10 protein-coding genes are annotated in these 20,473 nt (G+C 33.7%); 8 read left to right on the top strand and 2 right to left on the bottom strand.

Translation table 11 applies throughout. The annotated features are described in order from the left end of the window. Nucleotides 1-257 precede the first annotated feature (257 nt). The 6 genes from BVG17_RS00770 (at nucleotide 258) to BVG17_RS09915 (ending at nucleotide 4,990) form a co-directional block, all read left to right on the top strand. A complete protein-coding gene (locus BVG17_RS00770; protein WP_143688764.1) occupies nucleotides 258-1,424 on the top strand; it encodes a phage tail protein in 1,167 nt (388 codons plus the stop codon). Nucleotides 1,425-1,592: 168 nt separating this feature from the next. Beyond that, the gene (locus BVG17_RS00765; protein ID WP_143688763.1) at nucleotides 1,593-2,294 is read left to right on the top strand and encodes an ankyrin repeat domain-containing protein; all 702 of its coding nucleotides are present in this window, start codon (nucleotides 1,593-1,595) and stop codon (nucleotides 2,292-2,294) included. Nucleotides 2,295-2,325: 31 nt separating this feature from the next. Next, a complete protein-coding gene (locus tag BVG17_RS00760; protein ID WP_019236494.1) occupies nucleotides 2,326-2,799 on the top strand; it encodes an ankyrin repeat domain-containing protein in 474 nt (157 codons plus the stop codon). Between the two features lie 4 nt (nucleotides 2,800-2,803). Further along, a complete protein-coding gene (locus BVG17_RS00755) occupies nucleotides 2,804-3,235 on the top strand; it encodes a DUF2924 domain-containing protein (protein ID WP_143688762.1) in 432 nt (143 codons plus the stop codon). 10 nt (nucleotides 3,236-3,245) lie between these two features. Continuing rightward, complete coding sequence (locus BVG17_RS00750) at nucleotides 3,246-4,730, top strand: recombinase family protein (protein WP_143688921.1); 1,485 nt, start codon at nucleotides 3,246-3,248, stop codon at nucleotides 4,728-4,730. Nucleotides 4,731-4,864: 134 nt separating this feature from the next. Continuing rightward, nucleotides 4,865-4,990 (top strand): hypothetical protein, encoded by a 126-nt coding sequence (locus BVG17_RS09915; protein ID WP_255447008.1) that lies wholly within the window; start codon nucleotides 4,865-4,867, stop codon nucleotides 4,988-4,990. A 160-nt stretch (nucleotides 4,991-5,150) separates the two neighbouring features. Here BVG17_RS09915 and BVG17_RS00745 read toward each other — a convergent pair whose 3' ends face one another. Then, nucleotides 5,151-7,556, bottom strand: a complete 2,406-nt coding sequence (locus BVG17_RS00745) for an ankyrin repeat domain-containing protein (protein ID WP_143688761.1) — start codon at nucleotides 7,554-7,556, stop codon at nucleotides 5,151-5,153. A gap of 61 nt (nucleotides 7,557-7,617) precedes the next feature. After that, complete coding sequence (locus BVG17_RS00740; RefSeq protein ID WP_143688760.1) at nucleotides 7,618-9,171, bottom strand: ankyrin repeat domain-containing protein; 1,554 nt, start codon at nucleotides 9,169-9,171, stop codon at nucleotides 7,618-7,620. Nucleotides 9,172-9,894: 723 nt separating this feature from the next. Here BVG17_RS00740 and BVG17_RS00735 point away from each other — a divergent pair. Both BVG17_RS00735 and BVG17_RS00730 read left to right on the top strand, forming a co-directional pair. Then, on the top strand, nucleotides 9,895-11,178 hold the full coding sequence (locus tag BVG17_RS00735; RefSeq protein ID WP_143688759.1) for a hypothetical protein: 1,284 nt from the start codon (nucleotides 9,895-9,897) through the stop codon (nucleotides 11,176-11,178). 29 nt (nucleotides 11,179-11,207) lie between these two features. Continuing rightward, nucleotides 11,208-20,456 (top strand): ankyrin repeat domain-containing protein, encoded by a 9,249-nt coding sequence (locus BVG17_RS00730; RefSeq protein ID WP_143688758.1) that lies wholly within the window; start codon nucleotides 11,208-11,210, stop codon nucleotides 20,454-20,456. The last annotated feature ends 17 nt before the right edge of the window (nucleotides 20,457-20,473 follow it).

The raw sequence follows: 20,473 nt of genomic DNA, 5'->3' as shown, positions 1-20,473 counted from the left end.
GCCAGTGAGGGGATTGCGTGCAATAAGTGGTTTACTGGATCCAATGTTAGGAAGAAGAAAGTATTGATTTTCTTCCAGAAGTTGTAACTTGTTTTTTAAAGTATGGATAATATGGTCAAATTAACCCTCTGACATTAACATCTATTATGGAAAGTGTTTTCGATATTAAGAACATCTTTATTTTTCTGCAACGATCTCTTGGTTACTCATAAGCTACCTAAATAAAGGAAATTAAAGCAACTTGAAAGAAAAGACAAATGAAAAATTTATTACCGCCAAACGCAACAAAGCAAGAGCAAGCACTGGTTGATGCAATAGATTATAAGGTTGATCCAAGCTGTATCAAAGGATTTAAGTTTAATCTTAAAGAAGAAACATTGCCTTGGATAATAGAAGAATATGGTTTAGAAGAGATACTACGTTGGGTAAAAGATAGAAGAAAAGCCGTAATAGAAGGAGTAAAATTTCAAAGACTGAGAGGAACACCAGCATCACTCAAAATAGCACTAAAATGGGCAAATATAGAAGATATTAAAATTATCGAAGAACCACCTGGTAAACATTTTTTCGAGTTGCAAATAGGAATAAGAGATGTTCCAAATAACTTTTTTGTAGATGCAGTAGTAGAACTTGCAAAACTATCACTACCAGCAAGATCAAGGCTAATGAGGATTTTTAACGATTATTACAACGTTGATAGGTTTATATTAGATGAAAGTTTATTTGGAAGTTTGTTATCAGACTACTCTGGTATAAAAGTTGAAAAAAATGGGCCAGTGTTATCGTTTGGAAGAATAAATTTTTTCAGTTCTAGAGGTCCGTTAGTAGAGATTGTAGACAACTATTTAAGAGAGCATTATGAACAAACATTTAGTAATGACATATATCGATTAGATGTAGCAGTACTTGGAGAAACAGAGGCTCATACAAAGGATTACAAAGGCATTTATGAAAGAAGTCATCATTGGTACAACTTAAAAGCACTATATCCTCTATCACAGAGCTTATTACCAGAAATAAAGTTTGCCAAAGCACAGATTGTACTGTCAGATAGCTGGAAATTAGGAGAAATAAATGGGTGCTTTCCAGTAAGTAGCGTAGAAGAAAAAGGAAATAAATTTGTATTGGGAAACGATAAACTTTCAGGGCAACGTTGGAATTTAAAACACAAGCCAATTTTAGAAAGGTTTAGCGTTACTCACCACTACAAAATAGAAAACTATACAGATCAGAAGATTACAAAATATGGTTTGGCAGAACACAACGTTTACTATAAAAATGATTTAGATTCAGAGCAAAAAGACTCAATACACGAATTAGAAAATTACATTTTAGTATTTTACCCGGGAGTACTGAAATGGCACGAACATCGACATTTGCACAGAAGTTGGAAAAGTAGTCAAGCAATATGTGTAATAAGTTAAATACTTATATTTAGATCCTCATATATTATATTAATAATAGGTAAAAGTGTATGAAATAAAAAGAAAAGGACTTGCTTTCTCATGCTAAAACGGACATGACTTGAATAGCAGCAGGTAAATATAAGAAATTTGTCTGGCGCTAGAAAAGCTAATTTTGTGAGGTATGAAATGAGTTTTAGCAAGAGTAAGTTTTTTAAAGAAGTATCAAGTAACGGATTTAAAGACATTAATAAAAGAAATGAAGAAGGAGAGACGATCTTGCATCAAGCATCTGATTACAAAACAGTGAGATTATTAATAAAAAAAGGGGCAGAGGTAAATGCAAGAGATAAAAATGGTTATACACCTCTACACTGTGCAGTATTTGCGAAAAGCTTAGAAAATGTAAAAGTGCTGCTAAGGTCGGGAGCAGAAGTAAATGCCACTCAATATGTCACTGGATGTACGCCACTCCACTCTGCGTGCAAAATGGGAGGAGCAGGAGTTGAAATAATAAAAGAGCTAGTAAAAGCAGGAGCTGAGGTTAATCAACTTAATAAATATGGTGCAACACCAATGTATTACATTTGGGAAAGTGAAAAGTATTCTCTGTGTGATAGTAAAGAAAGTGAAAAGGCAAGTAAATTTTTGAGAGAACAAGGAGGAGTAACAAAAAGTAGAGAACTGACATGCTATGGAATAGAGAGGCTAGTGGGAGAAATAGCAGACATGTTGAATGGGAGTTATTTACCAGAGCTAAAAATAATAGAGATAGGAGAAATAAGGAAGAAAGATAAGTCACTAATAAAGGAAGAATGTAAAAATTTAGCAAGCGAGATAATGAGCCAAGTAAACGAAATGATAGATGAGGTGGTGAGAAGGAAAGCTTAAAAAAAAGGTCAAAGAAAAGGTGAGGTAAATTATGTTAAAGTTTGGCAAATTTAATAAGTCAGCAAAAGAATTATTAGAGAACTCATATGAAAATATTTATGAAAGAGACAAGAAGGAAAGAACAGCTCTGCATTATGCAGTAGACGCAAAAACAGTGAAGTTGTTAGTTGAAAAAGGAGTGAATGTGAATGCAGCAGATGTGAAAGGATACACAGCACTGCACCTAGCGGTAACGGAGAAACGTCTAGAAATCGTGAGGGAATTGATAAAATCAGGAGGGAATGTAAATGCGGAAGAATATGGAAATAAATGCACACCGCTGCACCTTGCATGCATGATAGGCGAAAAAGAGATAGTGAAAGAATTAGTGAAGGCTGGAGGAGAAATAGAACAAGCGGATAAATTTGGAATGACAGCAATGGATTATGCGAAAAACAGTAAGGAGATCACTGAAATATTGAAGAAAGAAATAGACAGAATTGAAAAGCTATTTATGAAGGGCTAAAAATATGGAGAAAGAAATAGAAAAGAAAGTAATGAATTTAGAGAAAAAACCTTTGGGTGAAATGAGAAAAATATGGAAGAAGGTATATGGGGAAGAGGCGCCTAGATACTCAAAGAAATATCTGATACCAAGATTAGCTTATAGAATGCAGGAAAAAGCATATGGAGAAATGTCAAGAAAAGGAGCAAAAAGACTAGAGTATCTGGCAGATCGGCTAGAGAAGGGAAAAAGAATAAGTAGTGACAAATTACCAGTAGCAGGAACAGAGTTGATACTAGAGAGAGGAGAAGAGACGCATGCGGTAATGGTGACAGATAAGGGTTTAATCTACAGAGAAGAATTTTTTACGTCATTATCAGCAGTAGCCGGAAAAATAATGGGAATGAGCTACAACGGACCTTTATTATTTGGGATGCGTGATAAAAATGAAAATTGAAGAGAATAAAATGCTAAAAGAAGTAAGGTGTGCAATATATACAAGAAAATCAAATGAGGATGGACTAGAACAAAAGTTTAATAGTCTTGATGCGCAACGAATAGCATGTGAAAAGTACATAAAGAGCAGAGAGGGTTGGGTAATATTGGCAAAAAGGTACGATGATGGAGGTTTCTCAGGAAAAAACTTAGAAAGACCAGCGATAAAGGAATTATTTGAAGATGTAAAGGCAGGAGAAGTAGATTGTGTAGTAGTATATACATTAGACAGGCTCTCAAGGGAAACAAAAGATAGCATCGAAGTTACATCATTTTTTAGAAGACATAGAGTAAATTTTGTAGCAGTAACGCAGATATTTGATAATAATACGCCAATGGGAAAGTTCGTACAAACGGTGTTATCAGGAGCAGCACAGCTAGAAAGAGAGATGATAGTAGAGAGGGTAAAAAATAAAATAGCAACATCAAAAGAGCAAGGGTTGTGGATGGGTGGAACTTTGCCACTGGGGTATGATGTAAAAGATAAAGAATTAATAATAAATGAGAAAGAAGCAAAGTTGGTAAAACATATATTTGAGAGGTATATAGAGCTGAAGTCAATGGCAGAGTTGGCAAGAGAGTTAAACAGAGAAGGGTACCGAATAAGATCTGATATCTTTAAAAAGGCCACGGTGAGGAGAATAATAACAAATCCAATATATATGGGAAAAATACGGCATTATGAGAAACAGTATAAAGGAAAGCATGAAGCAATAATAGAAGAAGAAAACTGGCAAAAAGCGCAAGAATTAATAAAGAATCAGCCATATCAAGGGAAAAAATATGAAGAGGCACTACTAAAGGGGATAATCAAGTGCAAGAGCTGTGACGTAAATATGATACTAACGTATGCAAAAAAAGAAAATAAAAGGTACCGATATTACGTGTGCAATAACCATTTAAGAGGAAAAAGCTGTGCGTCAAAGAGTCGGAATATAGTAGCAGGAGAAGTAGAAAAAGAAGTAATGAAGAGAGCAGAGCACCTATACAAAAATTGGCAAGAAAAAGCGGAAGAATGGGAAGAGTTAAGCTTCGGAAAACAGAAGGAAGTAGTAAAGAACTTAATAAATGGAGTAATGGTAAGAGACGATGGAATAGTAGTAAGTTCTGAATCAGGAGAGATATTTATACCAATAAAGAAGAAAGGAAAAAAATGCACAGTAGTAGAGCCAGAAGGCAAAACAAACAATGCATTACTGAAAGCAGTGGTAAGAGCCCATCTGTGGAGACGGCAACTAGAAGAGGGAAAATATGCAAGTGTAGGAGAGCTGAGTGCCAAAATTAATATAGGTACAAGACGTATACAGCAAATTTTGAGGTTGAACTATTTAGCACCAAAGATTAAAGAAGACATAGTAAATGGGAGACAGCCAAGAGATTTAAAATTGTTTGATTTGAAAGAAATACCGATGCTTTGGAGTGAGCAAAGGGAGAAATTTTACGGCTCAGCGTCGTAACGTTTATAAAAACAACAATATGAAAAAACATCGAAAAAAGTATGTGACAGAAAATTAAAAAAGGTTATTGCAAAAGGAGCTACTACAAAGGGCCACACAAAAAGATGTTGAAATTGATATAGAAGAGCAAATAAATGTTACAAAATCAATTATGTGAAAATATCAATATAAATGATGAAGATTTTAGCATATTAGATGCAACAGTGATAGAAAATGATCCAATTTTAGCTGCATATTTTAATAGTAGATCTGGAGTGTAAAAGGCAGTTCAGCCAATTGTATGTTCCATATCCTCATTTTGTAGCCAGCTTAAAACAATATAAAAGAGTATTCTTAAAAGATCATAGACATTGGTACAATTTCCTTAATCTATAAATTATAGTAGTTTATATTTAAATAATAATCTTTAACTTTTATGATCTACCTAGCCCTAGAATCAGAAGTTCTTCTTAACTCTTCACGTCCTGCCCATTTGTTCTTAGACTCGCTTATTACTTCAGGATGCATTAATTTTCCAGACCTTTCAAAATATCCCCGTTCAATAGCATAGTAGACATAATCATTACCAAGTGCACAATCCTCGCCTAATTCTTCTTCATGACCTTTGAATTTTTCCAATACTTCCTCTTTATTACTCACTTCTACTATAATTTTGCTTTTATCTTGTACGTCAGGATACAGTTTAATGTCTATCTTTCCTAAACTAGTATAGAAAGTTAGTACTATATTGCCCGTAAGGTTAGTATAATTTCTTATCCCATCTTCCGTTACAATTTCTACCTCACTTTCACCTATTGCTATTACATCTCTTCTAGATTCTATACTTCCATGAGTTAAATTTGCTTCATTTATGATTTTCGCAACCTCAACTACACTATTTTCTGAATATTCCAAATAGAGAATAGAGTTATCCACTTTTACATTTTTCACCTTGCCAGTAGTTGCACTTTTAACAATTTCCATAAATTTCAAACTACGCTTTGCATAACTTTCATAGGCTTTTACCATATTAGCTTTGTGGCTTTTAAACTCTTCTAGTTCATCAATGACAAGAATGCTGCTTATAGTATGTAGTACTACTCCTTTTGATACTAAGTTACATACTATACGACTAGCAACCTCTACATCACTTGCAATTCTAGAGTTCTTTTTTAATTCACTAATTTTTCTTATTACACAATCTGCAAAGCCATATTTACTCTCATATTTCTTGTCATATAAACTTCCTGACACAGCAAAGTTCAGCATTACTCCTGCTTCTATAGCTCTTTTTACAACTTGCTCTAACTCGTTCATGTTTTCGGCTGCATTGGCCATATCTAAAAAAGTTTTCAATTCTTCCCGTTGGTTTAATATTAAAATGTTCCATAAAGCGGAATCTTTAGGTAAATGTTCTTTGTCCTTCCATCCTTTGTAATCAATTGCTCCTGCTTCTAACAGCAACCTTTCTGCTTCTTTAAAACGAATTTTATCACCATAACAAGCATCTCTAATCTTTTGAAAAATACGAGACTTTCCTTTGCAATCACGAAGATTTAAAATCTCTTTAAGACCTTCGTTTCCTCTATGCTGATTTAAAAACTCTCTTAGTTGATTAGTGCCAAGGCTATGACCGCAAATATTTTCTAAATGGCTTTTTGCTCTCATTTGCTCCTGAGTTAAAAAGATTTGTTCTAAAATATTCACTTCAAAAGGTTTTTTGTTAATAACTACAATATCTAGAGGAGTTTTTCCTTGTTTGTCAGGTTGATTACGTGCTCCTTTGTTCAGAAGTAAAGGTATATTTAAAGTATTATAATAAGCAGCATAGTGCAAAGGTGTTTGTCCTTCACTGTCAACTATGTTAGGGTCAGCTCCAGCTTTTAAAAGTAAAGTTATAAATGCTCCAACTGCCCAGGCCATATCTTTTTCTACTGCCAAATGCTCCATACTTTGTATTGCATGCAGTATTGTCAACTTGGACTTTCCTCTTTGAAGATTGAGAACGACCCTTAGATCATCATTACTTTTGTTATCTTGTAAAAAATTCTCAAACTTTGTAATGTTAGAAAATGGAAAGTCTTTTAGGAGACTTAACAACGCCTTATTCAAATTTTTTTGGCCCTCTTTTAAGTCAGGTGCACCTGAAGACCACTCAGATATTAAATTATTGAATTCTTCCCTTTTTATAATAGAGATCAAAGAGCTGTTATCACTAAGCAGCAATGAGTATTTAAGTGATTCATATCCATCATCCACTTGCTCTTCTTTCTGTTTCGCTTCTCTCTTCTCCAAATTATCTATATCACCATCTTTAATGAGTGCAATTAAATACTTCAAAAATTCAACATTTCTATTTTCCAGTAAGGGACATGCTCCATTCTTCATAAGAATCGAGATCATTTTTGTATTTCGACCAGCCAAGTATAATGGAGTCCTACCTTTTTCATCTACTGCATTAACATCAGCCCCATTGTTTATTAGGTGCTCTACTATTTTTGTTTTGTTACCCAAGATAGCATGATGCAAGGGTGTACTTCCATCATTATATTTCTTCCTAACACTTGCCCCATTTTTTATCAGGACCTCTACCATTCGTGTATTTCTATGTAAGATAGCATAATATAATGGATCACGATTGTATATATCCATTCTATTAACATCAGCCCCTTTTTGTATAAGAGTCTCCACTATTCGTTTATTGTTTTTCAAAACAGCAAGCTGTAATAGGCCAGATGTATCTACTTGTTTTAGCTTTTTTTCTACTTTTCCGACCACGTTACTCTCACTTAAACCAACGTCAGTATCAATAGAAGCTAGTATTTCTTCCAACTTGTCAAAACTCATAACTCTCCTCAGTTTAAAAACTCATATTTTATTATTATATACTTGACATAAAAAACAAGAGCTATGTAACATTTACTCTTAAGATGTTATCGGTTTCTGGTAAACTTTGTATCTCTACTTCATATTCATTTAGCTTAGTACTAGGTTTTAATATTCTATATGTAATGCTGCCAGCAATGGCTCCAACTATCAATGCAGCAATAACTAATATTGATAAACTAACATGAGTAACAATACATCCCATAGTTACTGTCAACATGGCTATTACACCTACAGAGAAACTAGTCTTTATTGCTTTTGAAGTTTCAGAATGCTTCTTTTCTTGAAAATTAAGATACTCAACAATATTTTTGTGGCCGTTTCTATCAGCTAAATCCAGGGGGGTATTACAATCAACGTCCTTTACGTCAATAGTAGCCTTTTTTTCCTCTACAAGATATTGAACTATGTCTGAGCAACCCATTCTAGCAGCTTCATGCAACGCAGTACTGCCACTTTTGCTTTTTGCTTCAACGTTAGCCCCTTTGTCTAACAGAGCTTGAACTACTTCTAAGTGGCCAGTTTCAGCAGCTATATGCAAAGCAGTACAGCCTTCGTTGTTTCGTGTTTCAAAACTAGCACCCTTTTCTAACAGAAATTGAACTACTTCCAAATGACCACATCCAGCAGCTTCATTCAAAGCAGTATCGCCATCGTTGTTTTTTGCTTCAACATCAGCACCTTTGTCTAGTAGAGCTTGTACTATTTCTAAGTAGCCCTCTCGAGCAGGAATATGCAAGACACATTTGAAACTCTTCTTTAATATGTCAGCATTATCCATTTTATCCAATAGAGCTTGAACTACTTCTGAGTGACCATTTGCAGCAGTATAATGCAAAGCAGTTAAGTCATCATTTTCTTTTGCCTCAAAAACGGCTCCTTTTTCTAACAGAAATTTAACTACTTCTAAGCGGTCCTCTCTAGCAGCAATATGCAAAGGAGTTTCATTATCATCGTTCTCTTGGTTAATATCAATTCCTTTTTCGTCTACAAAGTACTTAACTATTGCTAAGCGACCGTTTTCGGCAGCAAGATGCAAAGCAGTATCGCCATTGTTGTTTTGTGCATCAATATCAGCATCTTTATCTAATAGAGCTTGAACTATTCCTAAGTGACCTTCTCTAGCAGCATAATGCAAAGCAGTACGCCCTTCGTTACCTGGTTCCTCAACACTAGCCCCTTTTTCTAACAGAAATTGAACTACTTCTAAGTGGCCATCTTCAGCAGCTATATGTAAAGGAGTTTCATTATCATCGTTCTTTTGGTTAATATTGATTCTTTTTTCATTTATAAAGTACTTAACTACTGCTAAGCAACCATTTTCAGTAGCACAATGAAGAGCAGTGCAGCCTTCGCTATTTTGTTCTTCAACACTGGCTCCTTTACCTAACAGAGCTTTAACTATTTCTAAGTGGCCTTCTTGAGCAGCTATATGTAAAGCAGTATCGCCATTGTCGTTTTGTGCCTCAACATCAGCATCTTTGTTTAGTAAAGCTTGAACTGCTTCTGAGTTGCCATCTTTAGCAGCACAATGTAACTTAGTATTACCATTACTTTCGTGTACATTAGGATACATAATTTACCTCACTTTAAAAACCTATGTTTTGATTATTACATACTTGATATGATCAGCAAGGGTTTTATATGTTTCTCGAAACTGCAAATTTGTTGTATATAGGTATAGAAAAATATCTTTTATTTCGAATTTGATAGAAAAATACTTCAACTTAGTGTCATAAGGATTTCAATTATTTACTCCTTCAAAAAAGGTCGTATATTTGTGAGAAAAAGCAGCATAAAATAAGATTATAAAAATAGAAGATTTAAATTATTTCCATAAGCTCAAGCAAAACAGTTCGTATATAGATGTGGATGAAATGGCCTAATATGGCTAATTTTAGCGTATAATGAAATCACTATAATAAAAAGTTCGTATGGTACACATGGTAGACCAACGCATCCCAAAACAAACTCTTCTCACGCTTGCTGGTTTTGAGCGCTGAAAATGGTTATTTTGCTTGAGATCTTAATAATATATTTTATTAAATTAATATTGATTTGTTTGCGGAAGAATAATGAAGACAAACTCATGACGAAACAGAATTCAAAATAAATAAAATGTCATGTGTTGGGCCTATATAAGGGTTTTTTGCCTAAAACTACTTTAGGTTAGAAAATTTTTCTAAAATAGTAATTGACAAGTTTTAAAGGTGGAATAATATACCTAAAATATATTAGACTAATTCATTATGGTACGTGAGGAGTAAAACATTCTTTTATTGTTCAAAAGGAGGTAATTATGGATCGTGAGGATATTGCAGAAGTTTTGTTTTCATCTATTAAGGAAGATGATCACTACAGGGCATCTAAGCTTTTACAAATTGAACGTTGGTGCTATGCGCATTGGAAGATACATGCAGGGTATGGTGAAATAAGAAATAATTTTCTTGCACAAGTGTTATCTAGTGAAGATTGCTGGGAGAAAGTTAATAATTTACATGGAGTTAAGCTCAATGGACAAATGGTAGGTAAAAAATTAATTACGCCAAGTTCAGATAATAATCCAAATCCTTTTGGCACTGATAGATACAAAATTGCATGTGAGTGTTGTTTAGAAGAGGATATCGTCAAAATATTTGAGGATTATAGGAAGGAACGTAATGTAGAAAATGATGATTCGTTAAAGAGGTTAGTAAGTAATTTAAGCTATGGGAATCCCCTAAAGACTTTTTGGTCGCACCATATTGGTGGTTATATGTCTGAGTTAGATTTGAAAGGCCGTCATCCATATGAGTATGGGCTTGACTGTGCTATAGATTGGAAACGGGCAGAGGCAGTGGAATTCTTTTGGAATAAGATAAAATCATTGCCTGAAGGTGAATTAAGTGCTCAGAAGAAAGATGAGATCTTGATGAAAAATGCAATATATGCAGCAGGGCCTAACTTTCGCGTTTATCCTAATATATTTGAGTTTTTCCTTAATCAGATAAGTCCTGATAGATATCCGGAACTTTTGAAAAGGGATTTAGTGAAAAATGGTCATTATGGTTCTTTAAATAGAATGATAGATATGCTTAACTTTGATAAATTTCAGAAGTTATTTGATTATTTACAACCAGGTAATATTTCAGAAAATAGTTATCATACCCGTTTGTACTCTATAAGAATACAAGACTATTCAGGATATTATGTAGATGCAGCTAAAAAGCTTTTCATGCACATATGGATAAAGGAAGGGTTTGATAGCCATCGTGCACTTGTAATAAATGAAGAAGTAATGGATTCATCTTTTTCTCATACAAATCTATTAGTATGTTGGGTGAAGAAGGGTACTATGGAACCGGTATGGGCGGTGCTAGATAAGCTGGACTCTAATCAAATAAAAGAATTCATGAGTTGCAAACAAGCAGATTACATACGTTCTATATTAGAGCAAGGAGATCATGATTCATTAAATAAGTTTTTAGCGTATGGTAAGTTTGCTGATAAAGAACTCGATCAAAAAAACATACCTGGCCCAAGTGGTGATTTAGCTGAGGTAGAGATTAGTAAACAATCTTATGTTAGGTTAAGTGATCATTAAAAATATTATATGTCCAAAAGGAGGATTATATGCCTAAAAGAAAACAAGGGGAAGTTGATAATGAAGGAGTACAGGACTTTGAATTAATAGAGTTGTTAATTAGAGAAAGAGAAACTGCTCCAAGCACTTCGACTCAACAAGGAAATGATTTTGAATCTTTCAAAGCAAGGTTTCAATCATATATAGACCAGATTCCATCTTATTTACATTCAGTAGGTAAAGAAGGATTTTTTCCTCATTTCTTTTTAGGAAGCTTTTCTACCTTGATAGATACAGAGATTGCAAAAAAGCTAGATATTGAAAAAATATATTTTAGGTTTGATGGTTCGAAGACTCTGAAGGTCACTGTTACAAAAAAAGGGGAAATCAAAAGTTCACAAGATGCTATTGATAAAGTGAACCTCTTTGTTATTGCGGATTCTGGTAGTAAAAATAAGGAGTTTAGTCATGGTGAGCTAGAAGAAATATTAAGTCAAATGAATGCTCCAGGAAAGACTCAGTATGTCAGTAATGCTAAGAGTGAGCTTGAGGTTAAGCTGGTAGAAATTTCTAAAAATGCTGATAACGAAATGACTGTCGAAATAAAAAATACAAAGTTGGATAAGAATGACAAACGCCTTCAATTTACAGAGATAAAAAAAGGAAAATGGAATAAACCAGAGAATGACATAGCTAAGCTTACTAATTCTGATAAAAAAGAGGTGGAAAAATCTTTGGACAAAGTTCTTAAAAAAGTTAGTAAAATCCACTCTGAATATAAGGGTTCGCTTATCTATGCTGATAAAGCAAGAGAAGCAGCACATCATGGGTTTATGGCAGGTGCTTTAGTGAATTTTCGCTATAGACATAATCTTAGGGTTTACTTAGAGCAACTTGCAGGAAGAGGTTATGCTGATATTATTCTAGTGCCTCGTGGTAAGGACAGATCATTGAATGCTATTCCTATTATTATAGAACTGAAAGCTGCCACTAAAGAAGAGTTAAAAGAGTTAGAGAAAGGAGGTAAAATAAAAGATGGTAGTCAAACTACTCCAGCTGTCGCTTTAAAGCAAGCAGAGGATTATACAAAAGGTTTTCAACCAAACGTAATGAGAGTTTTAACTACTGCAAATGATATTCTATGCGTTGGCGTAAATCTTGATTATCCATCTGCTATTTCAGATATCGCTACTAAATCACGTGATCAAGAAATCACTCCTCTCTTTAATAATATACTGGAATCTATTGATAAGCAAAATAATGGTGAGATTACACAAAAACAATTAAAAACACAGATTCAAGAGAATATAGAACGTATCTATCATACATTTCCTGGTACAGGAGAGAAGGGAGATAGTCACTACTTTAGTAGATTTTTGTCAGGGCAGTCAATACTGTTAGATAAAGCTTTGGAGGTTCAATTTAAGAAATATATTTTTATTCCTAATGTTGTTACTTATGCTAAGTTTTGTAATCTGCTTCTTGATGCTTGTGATCAGATATCTAAGCCTGAAATAAGCAAAATAGTAAGAAATCTAGTGAAAGAAGTTGAAAGTGTAGATCTAGGCTTGGTAGATCTAGAGATTGTGGATATTGTAAGAAAAATTAAAGAAGAAAATGGAAAAAACGTAGAAACAATAAAAAATATTATAAAAAAAGATATTATTGAAAAAGATGGAGTAAAAGAAAAAATAAAAGAAGTATTAAAAAATGAGAATATACCTACAGAAGCTCTTAGACCTAGCAAACAACCTCCACGTACAACAGCTCCTAAAAAAGAAATTGATCCAGATCCAAGTTATGCAGTTGTAACAATGGTATTCATTCCAGAAGAGGACAGTAAAAAGTTAACTTATGTAATGAATATTGTTGAAGCTGATGGAAGAGCTGAGGTGGTAAGTAAAGGAATTCCTCTTGATAAACTTAAGCAAGAAATAGGAAACAGAAAAATAGTTGAACTAAATCTTAATTTTAATATTAAAAAACAAAAGTCAGATTTTAAAGAATATTTTAGTATGGAAGTTGGTGAGCCTATCTCTCTAGAACAGTACAGTAATAAAAAGACTGATAAGTTTAAAGGTAATTTTGAGAATGTTCCTTATCCCGATGAGTTAAAAAGAACATTTGATGAAGCTCTAGGCTCTCAACGTCCTTCTACGCCAGGTCAGACTCTCTCGATAGATAAGTACAATGAATTATTAAAAGCAATTGGAAAAGGAACGTTTCCTTTAAAACCTCTGATTGAAAAGGAAGCACACTTTCAGGCAGTGCTACATGGAGCATTTAGCTACTATAGTGATATAAAGTTAGGAGAATCACAAGAAAACAGAGCATTAGTATTAACAGAGTTTCAAACTGGTAGGGGAAAACGTATTGATATGGTTGTGCATGGTATTAAGTTTGCAGATCAAGCTAGCAGTGCTACAGAATACGATCCAGTAGGGTTAGAGCTTAAAGGACCAAGGGAAGGTAAGACAGCTGATGCGTTAAAAGATGAGGCAAATAAACAAATAGCTGATGAATATACGAAGGGTGTAACTTATAAAACACTTACAGATGGAAAAGAAGTGGATTTTATAGGCGTTGTGTTTGATAAAGGTGCAAGTAATGCAGATTCTCTTATCTTAATGAGCAAAGATGAGTTTGCTTCTGTTAAAGTAATTCATAGCTCTATTTTTAGTATTAGTCAGCAGCAAACTAAGAAGAAATTCAACCTAAACAGGTGTGTAAAGCAAAGTAGTAGAAGCAAGAGAAGTGTTGGTCCTTGTTTATTTTCAAAGGACGATGTAGAGAAATTTAGTAAAGGAAAAGTAGATGAAAATAATGTAGATAAGGTCATAATTGATAGTGAAAAGTTCCTAACTTATGTTAAAAGTAGTCAAGATGAAGGGAAAAACGCTCAGCTAGTAGAGTTTATTGGAAACAAAAATATTGAAGGTGACTATAAATATTTAGTTGATAAGGTGATTGGAGATCAAGGATATGAGCGCTATATTCAGAATGAGCGTATTAAGGATTTGCAAAGTGATGTTTTACAGCAAAATAGTGGTTTAACAAAAAATCCAAAATTAAAAAGCAGGTTAATGAATGCTGCAGGTGGAATACAATTAATAAGAGGAATTCATGGTGCTATTGTATCTTGTAAAGATGGAACGGCAACAGATTGTGGATTAAATCTAGGCGGAATAGGATGGTCTTTTGCATCTCAACCAATTGAAAATGTAATGGTTAAAATTGCTCCAAAAGTTGTAACGTCATCTGAAAAGGTTGTAGCAAGAATTGTACCTGGTACTTTAGGTAGGCAGACAAAATTTGCTGTTAAATTGGCGGGAGTAAAATTTGGAAGTACAATAGCAAAAGGTGTGGCAGGGGCTGTAGCTGGTGTCTTTGATATTATCGATATAGGTATATCAGCAAATAATCTTGTAGACTGTAAAAATAGAGAAAGTAGTGATAATCCATGTGGAGAGAAAGAAATAAGGGATAATATAGCTTCTATATCCTTTTCTGGAGTGTCATTTGTTTCTGGTGTTGCTCTTACAGCAGCTGGTATGCCGGTGGTTGGTATTGCAGTTGGATTTGGGCTCATGGTAGGTTATGGAGTTTACAGTGGTGTCAGCAATATTGTAGAGTACGAGAAAAAGTATGATACGACCCATGGAGAAAACTGGAGCATATTTTGGAGAACAATTCTATTTCAAGATATGGCATCTGATGTGCAACACCTTGCAGATAGAAAAAACACAGTTGATAGTCTAGCTAAAGAAGTATGGAAGGCTTTAAATAATGCTCCTAATAGTGTTGTTGCTTATGGTGTTGGTCTTGGAAAATTGGATGGTCACATTCTTCGGCCTGATTATGCAAAGATTTTTATGGATAAAGAAGACAGCAATACCGGAGATCTTTCACGTGTTATACCTGATAGTATACCAGGTGCTAGCAGGATTTGTTTGCCAAAGGTTACCCAGAAGGATTATGAAAAAGGTATTACAAGTTCAGTTCAGCCGCCTTTGTACTACTGTGATAATGCAATGGTTATTAGTCACGTTAGTAGGGTAAAAACGAAACAAAAAGGTAGTACAATTGTTTATGATTTACGAAATATAAATAAAGGCGAAATTGTTGGAAGCAATAAATGGAACAATAATTTTCTAATTTATCCAGGTACAACAAAGATAACTGGTGGTAATAATGTAGTAAATAGGTTTGTTCTTGTAAATAACCCTAGCTTTTTAGGCAAAATGATTGGTGGGACCAATTCTATTAATATACTTGATCTAAGTCAATTAGCAGTAAATAAAGTTACAGGTGTGATTGGCTATCATTTTAAGCCTAATGCCTATGGGAAATTACAGGTAAGAATAAATAATCGTTTGTTAATTGATGATTATGTTAGTAATAACCTCTTTAATTACCATTATATTGGAAGGCAGAACAAGGTAGATGAGGTCTTGTGTATGGGTGATTCTGAGCATTTTACAGAAAGTGATAACCGTGATGTTATAATAGATAGTGGCGGTGGTCTTGATAGAGATAGGAAAGATGTAGTTGAAAATTGCAGAAAAGTAATTATTTCGCCGTATACTACAGTCAAGGGTGGAAAAAGCAATTATACTTTTTACGTAAAAACTGCAGAGTATAAAGGTAGGGGTTTATATTCAGAAATTGATGTAGATGGAACAGGAACTGTAGTTTTTCCTGAATTTGATTTATTAAGTGATTGTGATCAGATAACTTACTCTAAAAACAGTAATACTTTATCTTTGAGAATAAATTTTGGTCAAAATAATCAATTTACTCTTGATATAAGAAATTATGTTGAGCAAAGCAGTAATAAACCTCACTTTGTACTAATAGATAAAAATGGTAGTAATATTGTTCCTAAGATTGAAAGATCAGACTCATCAACTATAAAGATTAGTTCATTTGAATTACATTCAGAATATTCTCTAGGTAATTTTGATGACGTTGAAACTCATTACAAAAAGATTCTGAACGATGATAAGGATGATAAAGTTTTGAGTGTTATTAGAGACAAAACACAGAGTCAAGATAATAGTGTTGTTCCACATATGGTTTTTGGTTCTTCAGGAGACGATGTAATCAACTTCGATCAAGGCACTATGTTTGCAAGAGGAGGAAAGGGAAGAGACATGTATGTTATTGCCGATAGTATCGGTAATAAAGAAGTTAAGATTGATAATCATTCAGATGATGAAAAAGCGGATACGCTATTTATGCCAGAGGTTGAAAAAGATTTTTCAATCCAGCAATGTGACCTGCATTTAAAGCACAATAATAGTAACATTCGAGTAAAAAATTACCTTCAAGATCCTAATTATAGACATCTTATAGTTATGAATAACAAAGGAGAAGCATTTATTCCTTATGTACAATCAATGTCATGTTCTTCTTCAGAAAAAGGGAAATTAGTTCCTTTTTTACAAGCTACACAAACTCAGAATATGTTTTTATTGCCTAAGGACTTTCAAGGTGATCATATAGTAATAGATTCCCATCTTAAAGATATTGAGAAATATAAAGATAAAGATGATCTCTTATTAATAAGAGAAGGAGAAGTTCCTTTTATTATTAGAATAGAAGGTTTTTATAATGATCAAAGTAAATGGAGAGATGTTAATTTTCTTCTGTGGAACAATGGTAATTTTTCCCAATATTTAGGTTTACAGCAAGAAGTCAATGGAATAATAGACTATCAAGACAAACTTAAGGGTGATTATAGAAAGATCGTAAAAGAATATAATGTAGATTTTACTCAGTCTATCAGTATTACACATAATCAAGACGATACTTTAACTTCTCTAGGGAACGATGAAGAACGTATAGGAGTAGTGATATTAAAAAATATTGCTCCTAATCAGATTGAAGTTTCTAGTAGTGGTACAGATCTGATATTTCGTGATAAGAGGTCCAATCATACGGTCAACATAAAAGGTTGGAATAATAGTAAGTCTTATAGGATTTCTACATTGGAGTTTGATCTAGGCTTAGAACCGATAACAATACGCAGATTAGATAAGTTTAGCTTACATGAGGTAGGAAAAATACAAAGTTTAATTGATATAGCTTCAGAAAATTACCAGAATAAAAGTAAATATACTCCTAAAGTAGAAAATGACTTTAAATGTTTAATATCAGTTGAAGGTTTTGAAAGAGAAAACAAAGAACCAACATATCAATGTCTTGGTTTTTCTTCACTTCAGGACCAGGTTAGCTTTACAGAAAATTTCTGTAGTTTAGAGCAACTCACTGAATTTAGAGATAAATCGAATAGCACTCAGGTTTCAGCGTTATCAAAGAATTTACAAAATAATCTTTCGTTAAATGGATATGATCAAAATATAGCAGATAAGTGCTCTAAATTAATGTTAGCTGAAGAAAATAATCAGCAGAGTAAAATATCTTCTATGATTAAAGATATTGAAGAATCTACTTTCCTTGGCCAATCAGAAAATAAGTTAGATTTAGGTAGATGTTTAAGTGAAAGGAAGAAAAGAAGCTCTCATTTTTGTCCAGCGTTTTTGGAAAATATATACAATGAACTTAATAGAGAAGAAATTGAAAGAAGAAATATTGTTTTAGAAGAAAGCAGTATGCGCGTAATTACTTCAGACCATAAAACACTCGATATAGAAGACTTACCTATTCGAGAAGTAGTAATTAATGACAATATCAACAGAAAAAGGAGTTTAAGGAGTACGCTAGATTTGCGTAAGTTGGTACAACAAATAAATGAGGATTTGGGTATTAAACCAATATCAATGGTTATTAAAGATGCAAGTGATTTATTAATTAAGGTGTCTATATCAGCCACTGATTTGCAGCAAGATGTAATGACAATTAGGTTAAAAGATGCACTTATAAATAAGTGGTATAAGAAATTACAAATTATTTTTAATAACGCACCAATGGAAATAGACAATAGTCTAGATTTAAAGCCTTCACTTTTCATCTCTGATAAAAGAATCATTGTGGTAACGCCTCAGGAAGTAGAAGAAAAGAATAAGCTGGTTATATCTAAAAAGGCAGGGCAATATGCTTTTCTTTATTCTGGATATGACTTGATAGTTACCAACGCTTTTAATGCAAATATGGAGTTATGTATTATATATTTTAAGGATTTTTATAAAGAACCTAAAATGAAAACGTTGTCTATAAGATTCACTGATAAAGAAATACTATTAAGTGATGAAATAGATAAAATATACAACTCAGAGAGTGCTGATAAATTAAATTATGTTAGCTCTATTCTCAATTTACAGGAAAGTTCTTTACCTTTAGAAGTTTCAAGTAGTAGCGATATTGAGGCTCAAGGGAAATTTAAGAGAACACCTTTGCATTTTGCTTCTGAAGCTGGTGAGTGGGATAAAGTTAGGCTTCTTCTCGATAGAGGTGCTAATCCCGAAGTTCAAGATAAGTTTGGTTACACACCAATATTTCTTGCTACTCAGTCAGGTAAATGGAGTGTAGTAGAACTTCTTCTTAATTATGGTGCTAATATTAATGCTCAAGATGAGGAAGATCGAACACTTTTATGCTTTGCTGTATCAGGGAATAATTTAGATATGGTTCAATTTCTTCTTGATAGAGGTGTAAGCATTGAGGCTCAAGACAAGTTTGGTTACACACCTATACTCTATGCTGCTCGGTCAGGTAAATGGAGTGTGGTCAAACTTTTTATTGATAATGGTGCTAAATTTAATAATGAAACGACGTTTCAGGGAACACCTTTACATTTTGCGATTCAGGAAGGAAATTTGGATATGGTTCAATTTCTTCTTGATAAAGGTACTGATATTGAGGTCCAAAATGCATATGATCAAAAACCCCTGCATCTTGCTGTGAAAGCAGGTAGGCTGGACATATTAAAACTTCTCCTTGATCGAGAACCCAATATAAATGCTACAGATATGGATGGACAGACACCTTCAGATTTGGCTATTCAAAAAGGTTACAACAACATAGTGGAGATTTTAAGACAAGCACAATTAAATCTAGATAAAGAATTATTAATTGCTGTAAGAAGCGGAGACTTTGATAAAGTTCAAGATCATATTATACGAGGTGCTGATGTTAATGCTATAGACATTATTGCTGGTAGAAAACCTATCCACATTACTGCTAAAAGAAATTACAAGGATATTGTAGACCTTCTCCTGAGCAAAGGAGTAAGCGTTGATCAGGCTGATAAAAGTAATGGTATGACACCGCTACATTATGCAGCATCGAAGGGCTCCTTAGAAGTTGTAAAATTTTTAATAGAAAAAGGGGCTGGTGTTAACATAAAGGATAGATATGGAGGTACACCTTTGCATGTGGCTGCTGAGCAAGGAGAGCTAGAGGTGATAAAGTACCTTATAGAAAAGGGGGCCATTGTCAATGCTAAAGATAAAGATGGTAGAACACCGCTAGATATTGCTAGAGATAAAGGATATAATAATATTGTAAATTATTTAGAGGAAGAGCTCAATAAAGAGAGAGAAAAACCTGTACAACGCAAACGCCGTCATCACCATGGAGGTCATAATTCTCATCACTTATCACGCAAACCTCGTGCTATAGATTCAAGTAATCAACCTAAAATAGCAACAAGCAGTGGCGCAAAACCATCTTCATGGATAAATGATTTATTTGGTTGGATAAGAAGCTCTGTGAGTGGATTGTTAAGTTCTAAACCTGAGAGCACTCCAAGTCCAATCTCACAAGTAGATGCAAGAGTAGATGTAAATGGTATGATAATGTTACTTGACTTATTGATTAGAAGGGTTACAGGTCAAAAGTATATTTCTACAGTAGATCAGTCTATATCTCCACTAGAAGCAAAGGGCTATGCACTCAGTATTACAAAGGGATTTGAGAAAGTAGTAGAGCAAACTGCAAAGGATAGCAAAGTATCAGTGCATCGACTAAATATTGATTTTGTGGGAATACAGAAAGAAGTTACAGGAAAAATCATGAGTGGTAAATTTAATGAGATTTCAGGTATTTTAAAATCATATGTAGAGAAAGCATGTCCTGGTAAAGAAGCTGGTAAGTTAAGTTCTAAAAAGTTTGACAAGTTTATAGCTCAATTTAATAAGGGGCTGCTAAATCAATCAATAGAGCAGGCATTACACAATGGAGATGGTACATTAGAAGTTGATGGTGTAAAAAAACAGCAAATGAGTTTAGAGCCTCAAAGTTATTTAAGTAATGCTTCTATTCAAAGCCATTCAAAAGTATCAACTTGTCTTTCTGATGTAGGAGTAACCAAGCTTGGAGGTAATATCAATAGGTAGGTTATAATATAAGAGGT

The organism is Wolbachia endosymbiont of Laodelphax striatellus (assembly GCF_007115015.1).
Taxonomy (GTDB): domain Bacteria; phylum Pseudomonadota; class Alphaproteobacteria; order Rickettsiales; family Anaplasmataceae; genus Wolbachia.
The sequence above is the reverse complement of the archived record's forward strand: the minus strand, read 5'-3'. Positions and strand labels throughout refer to the sequence as shown.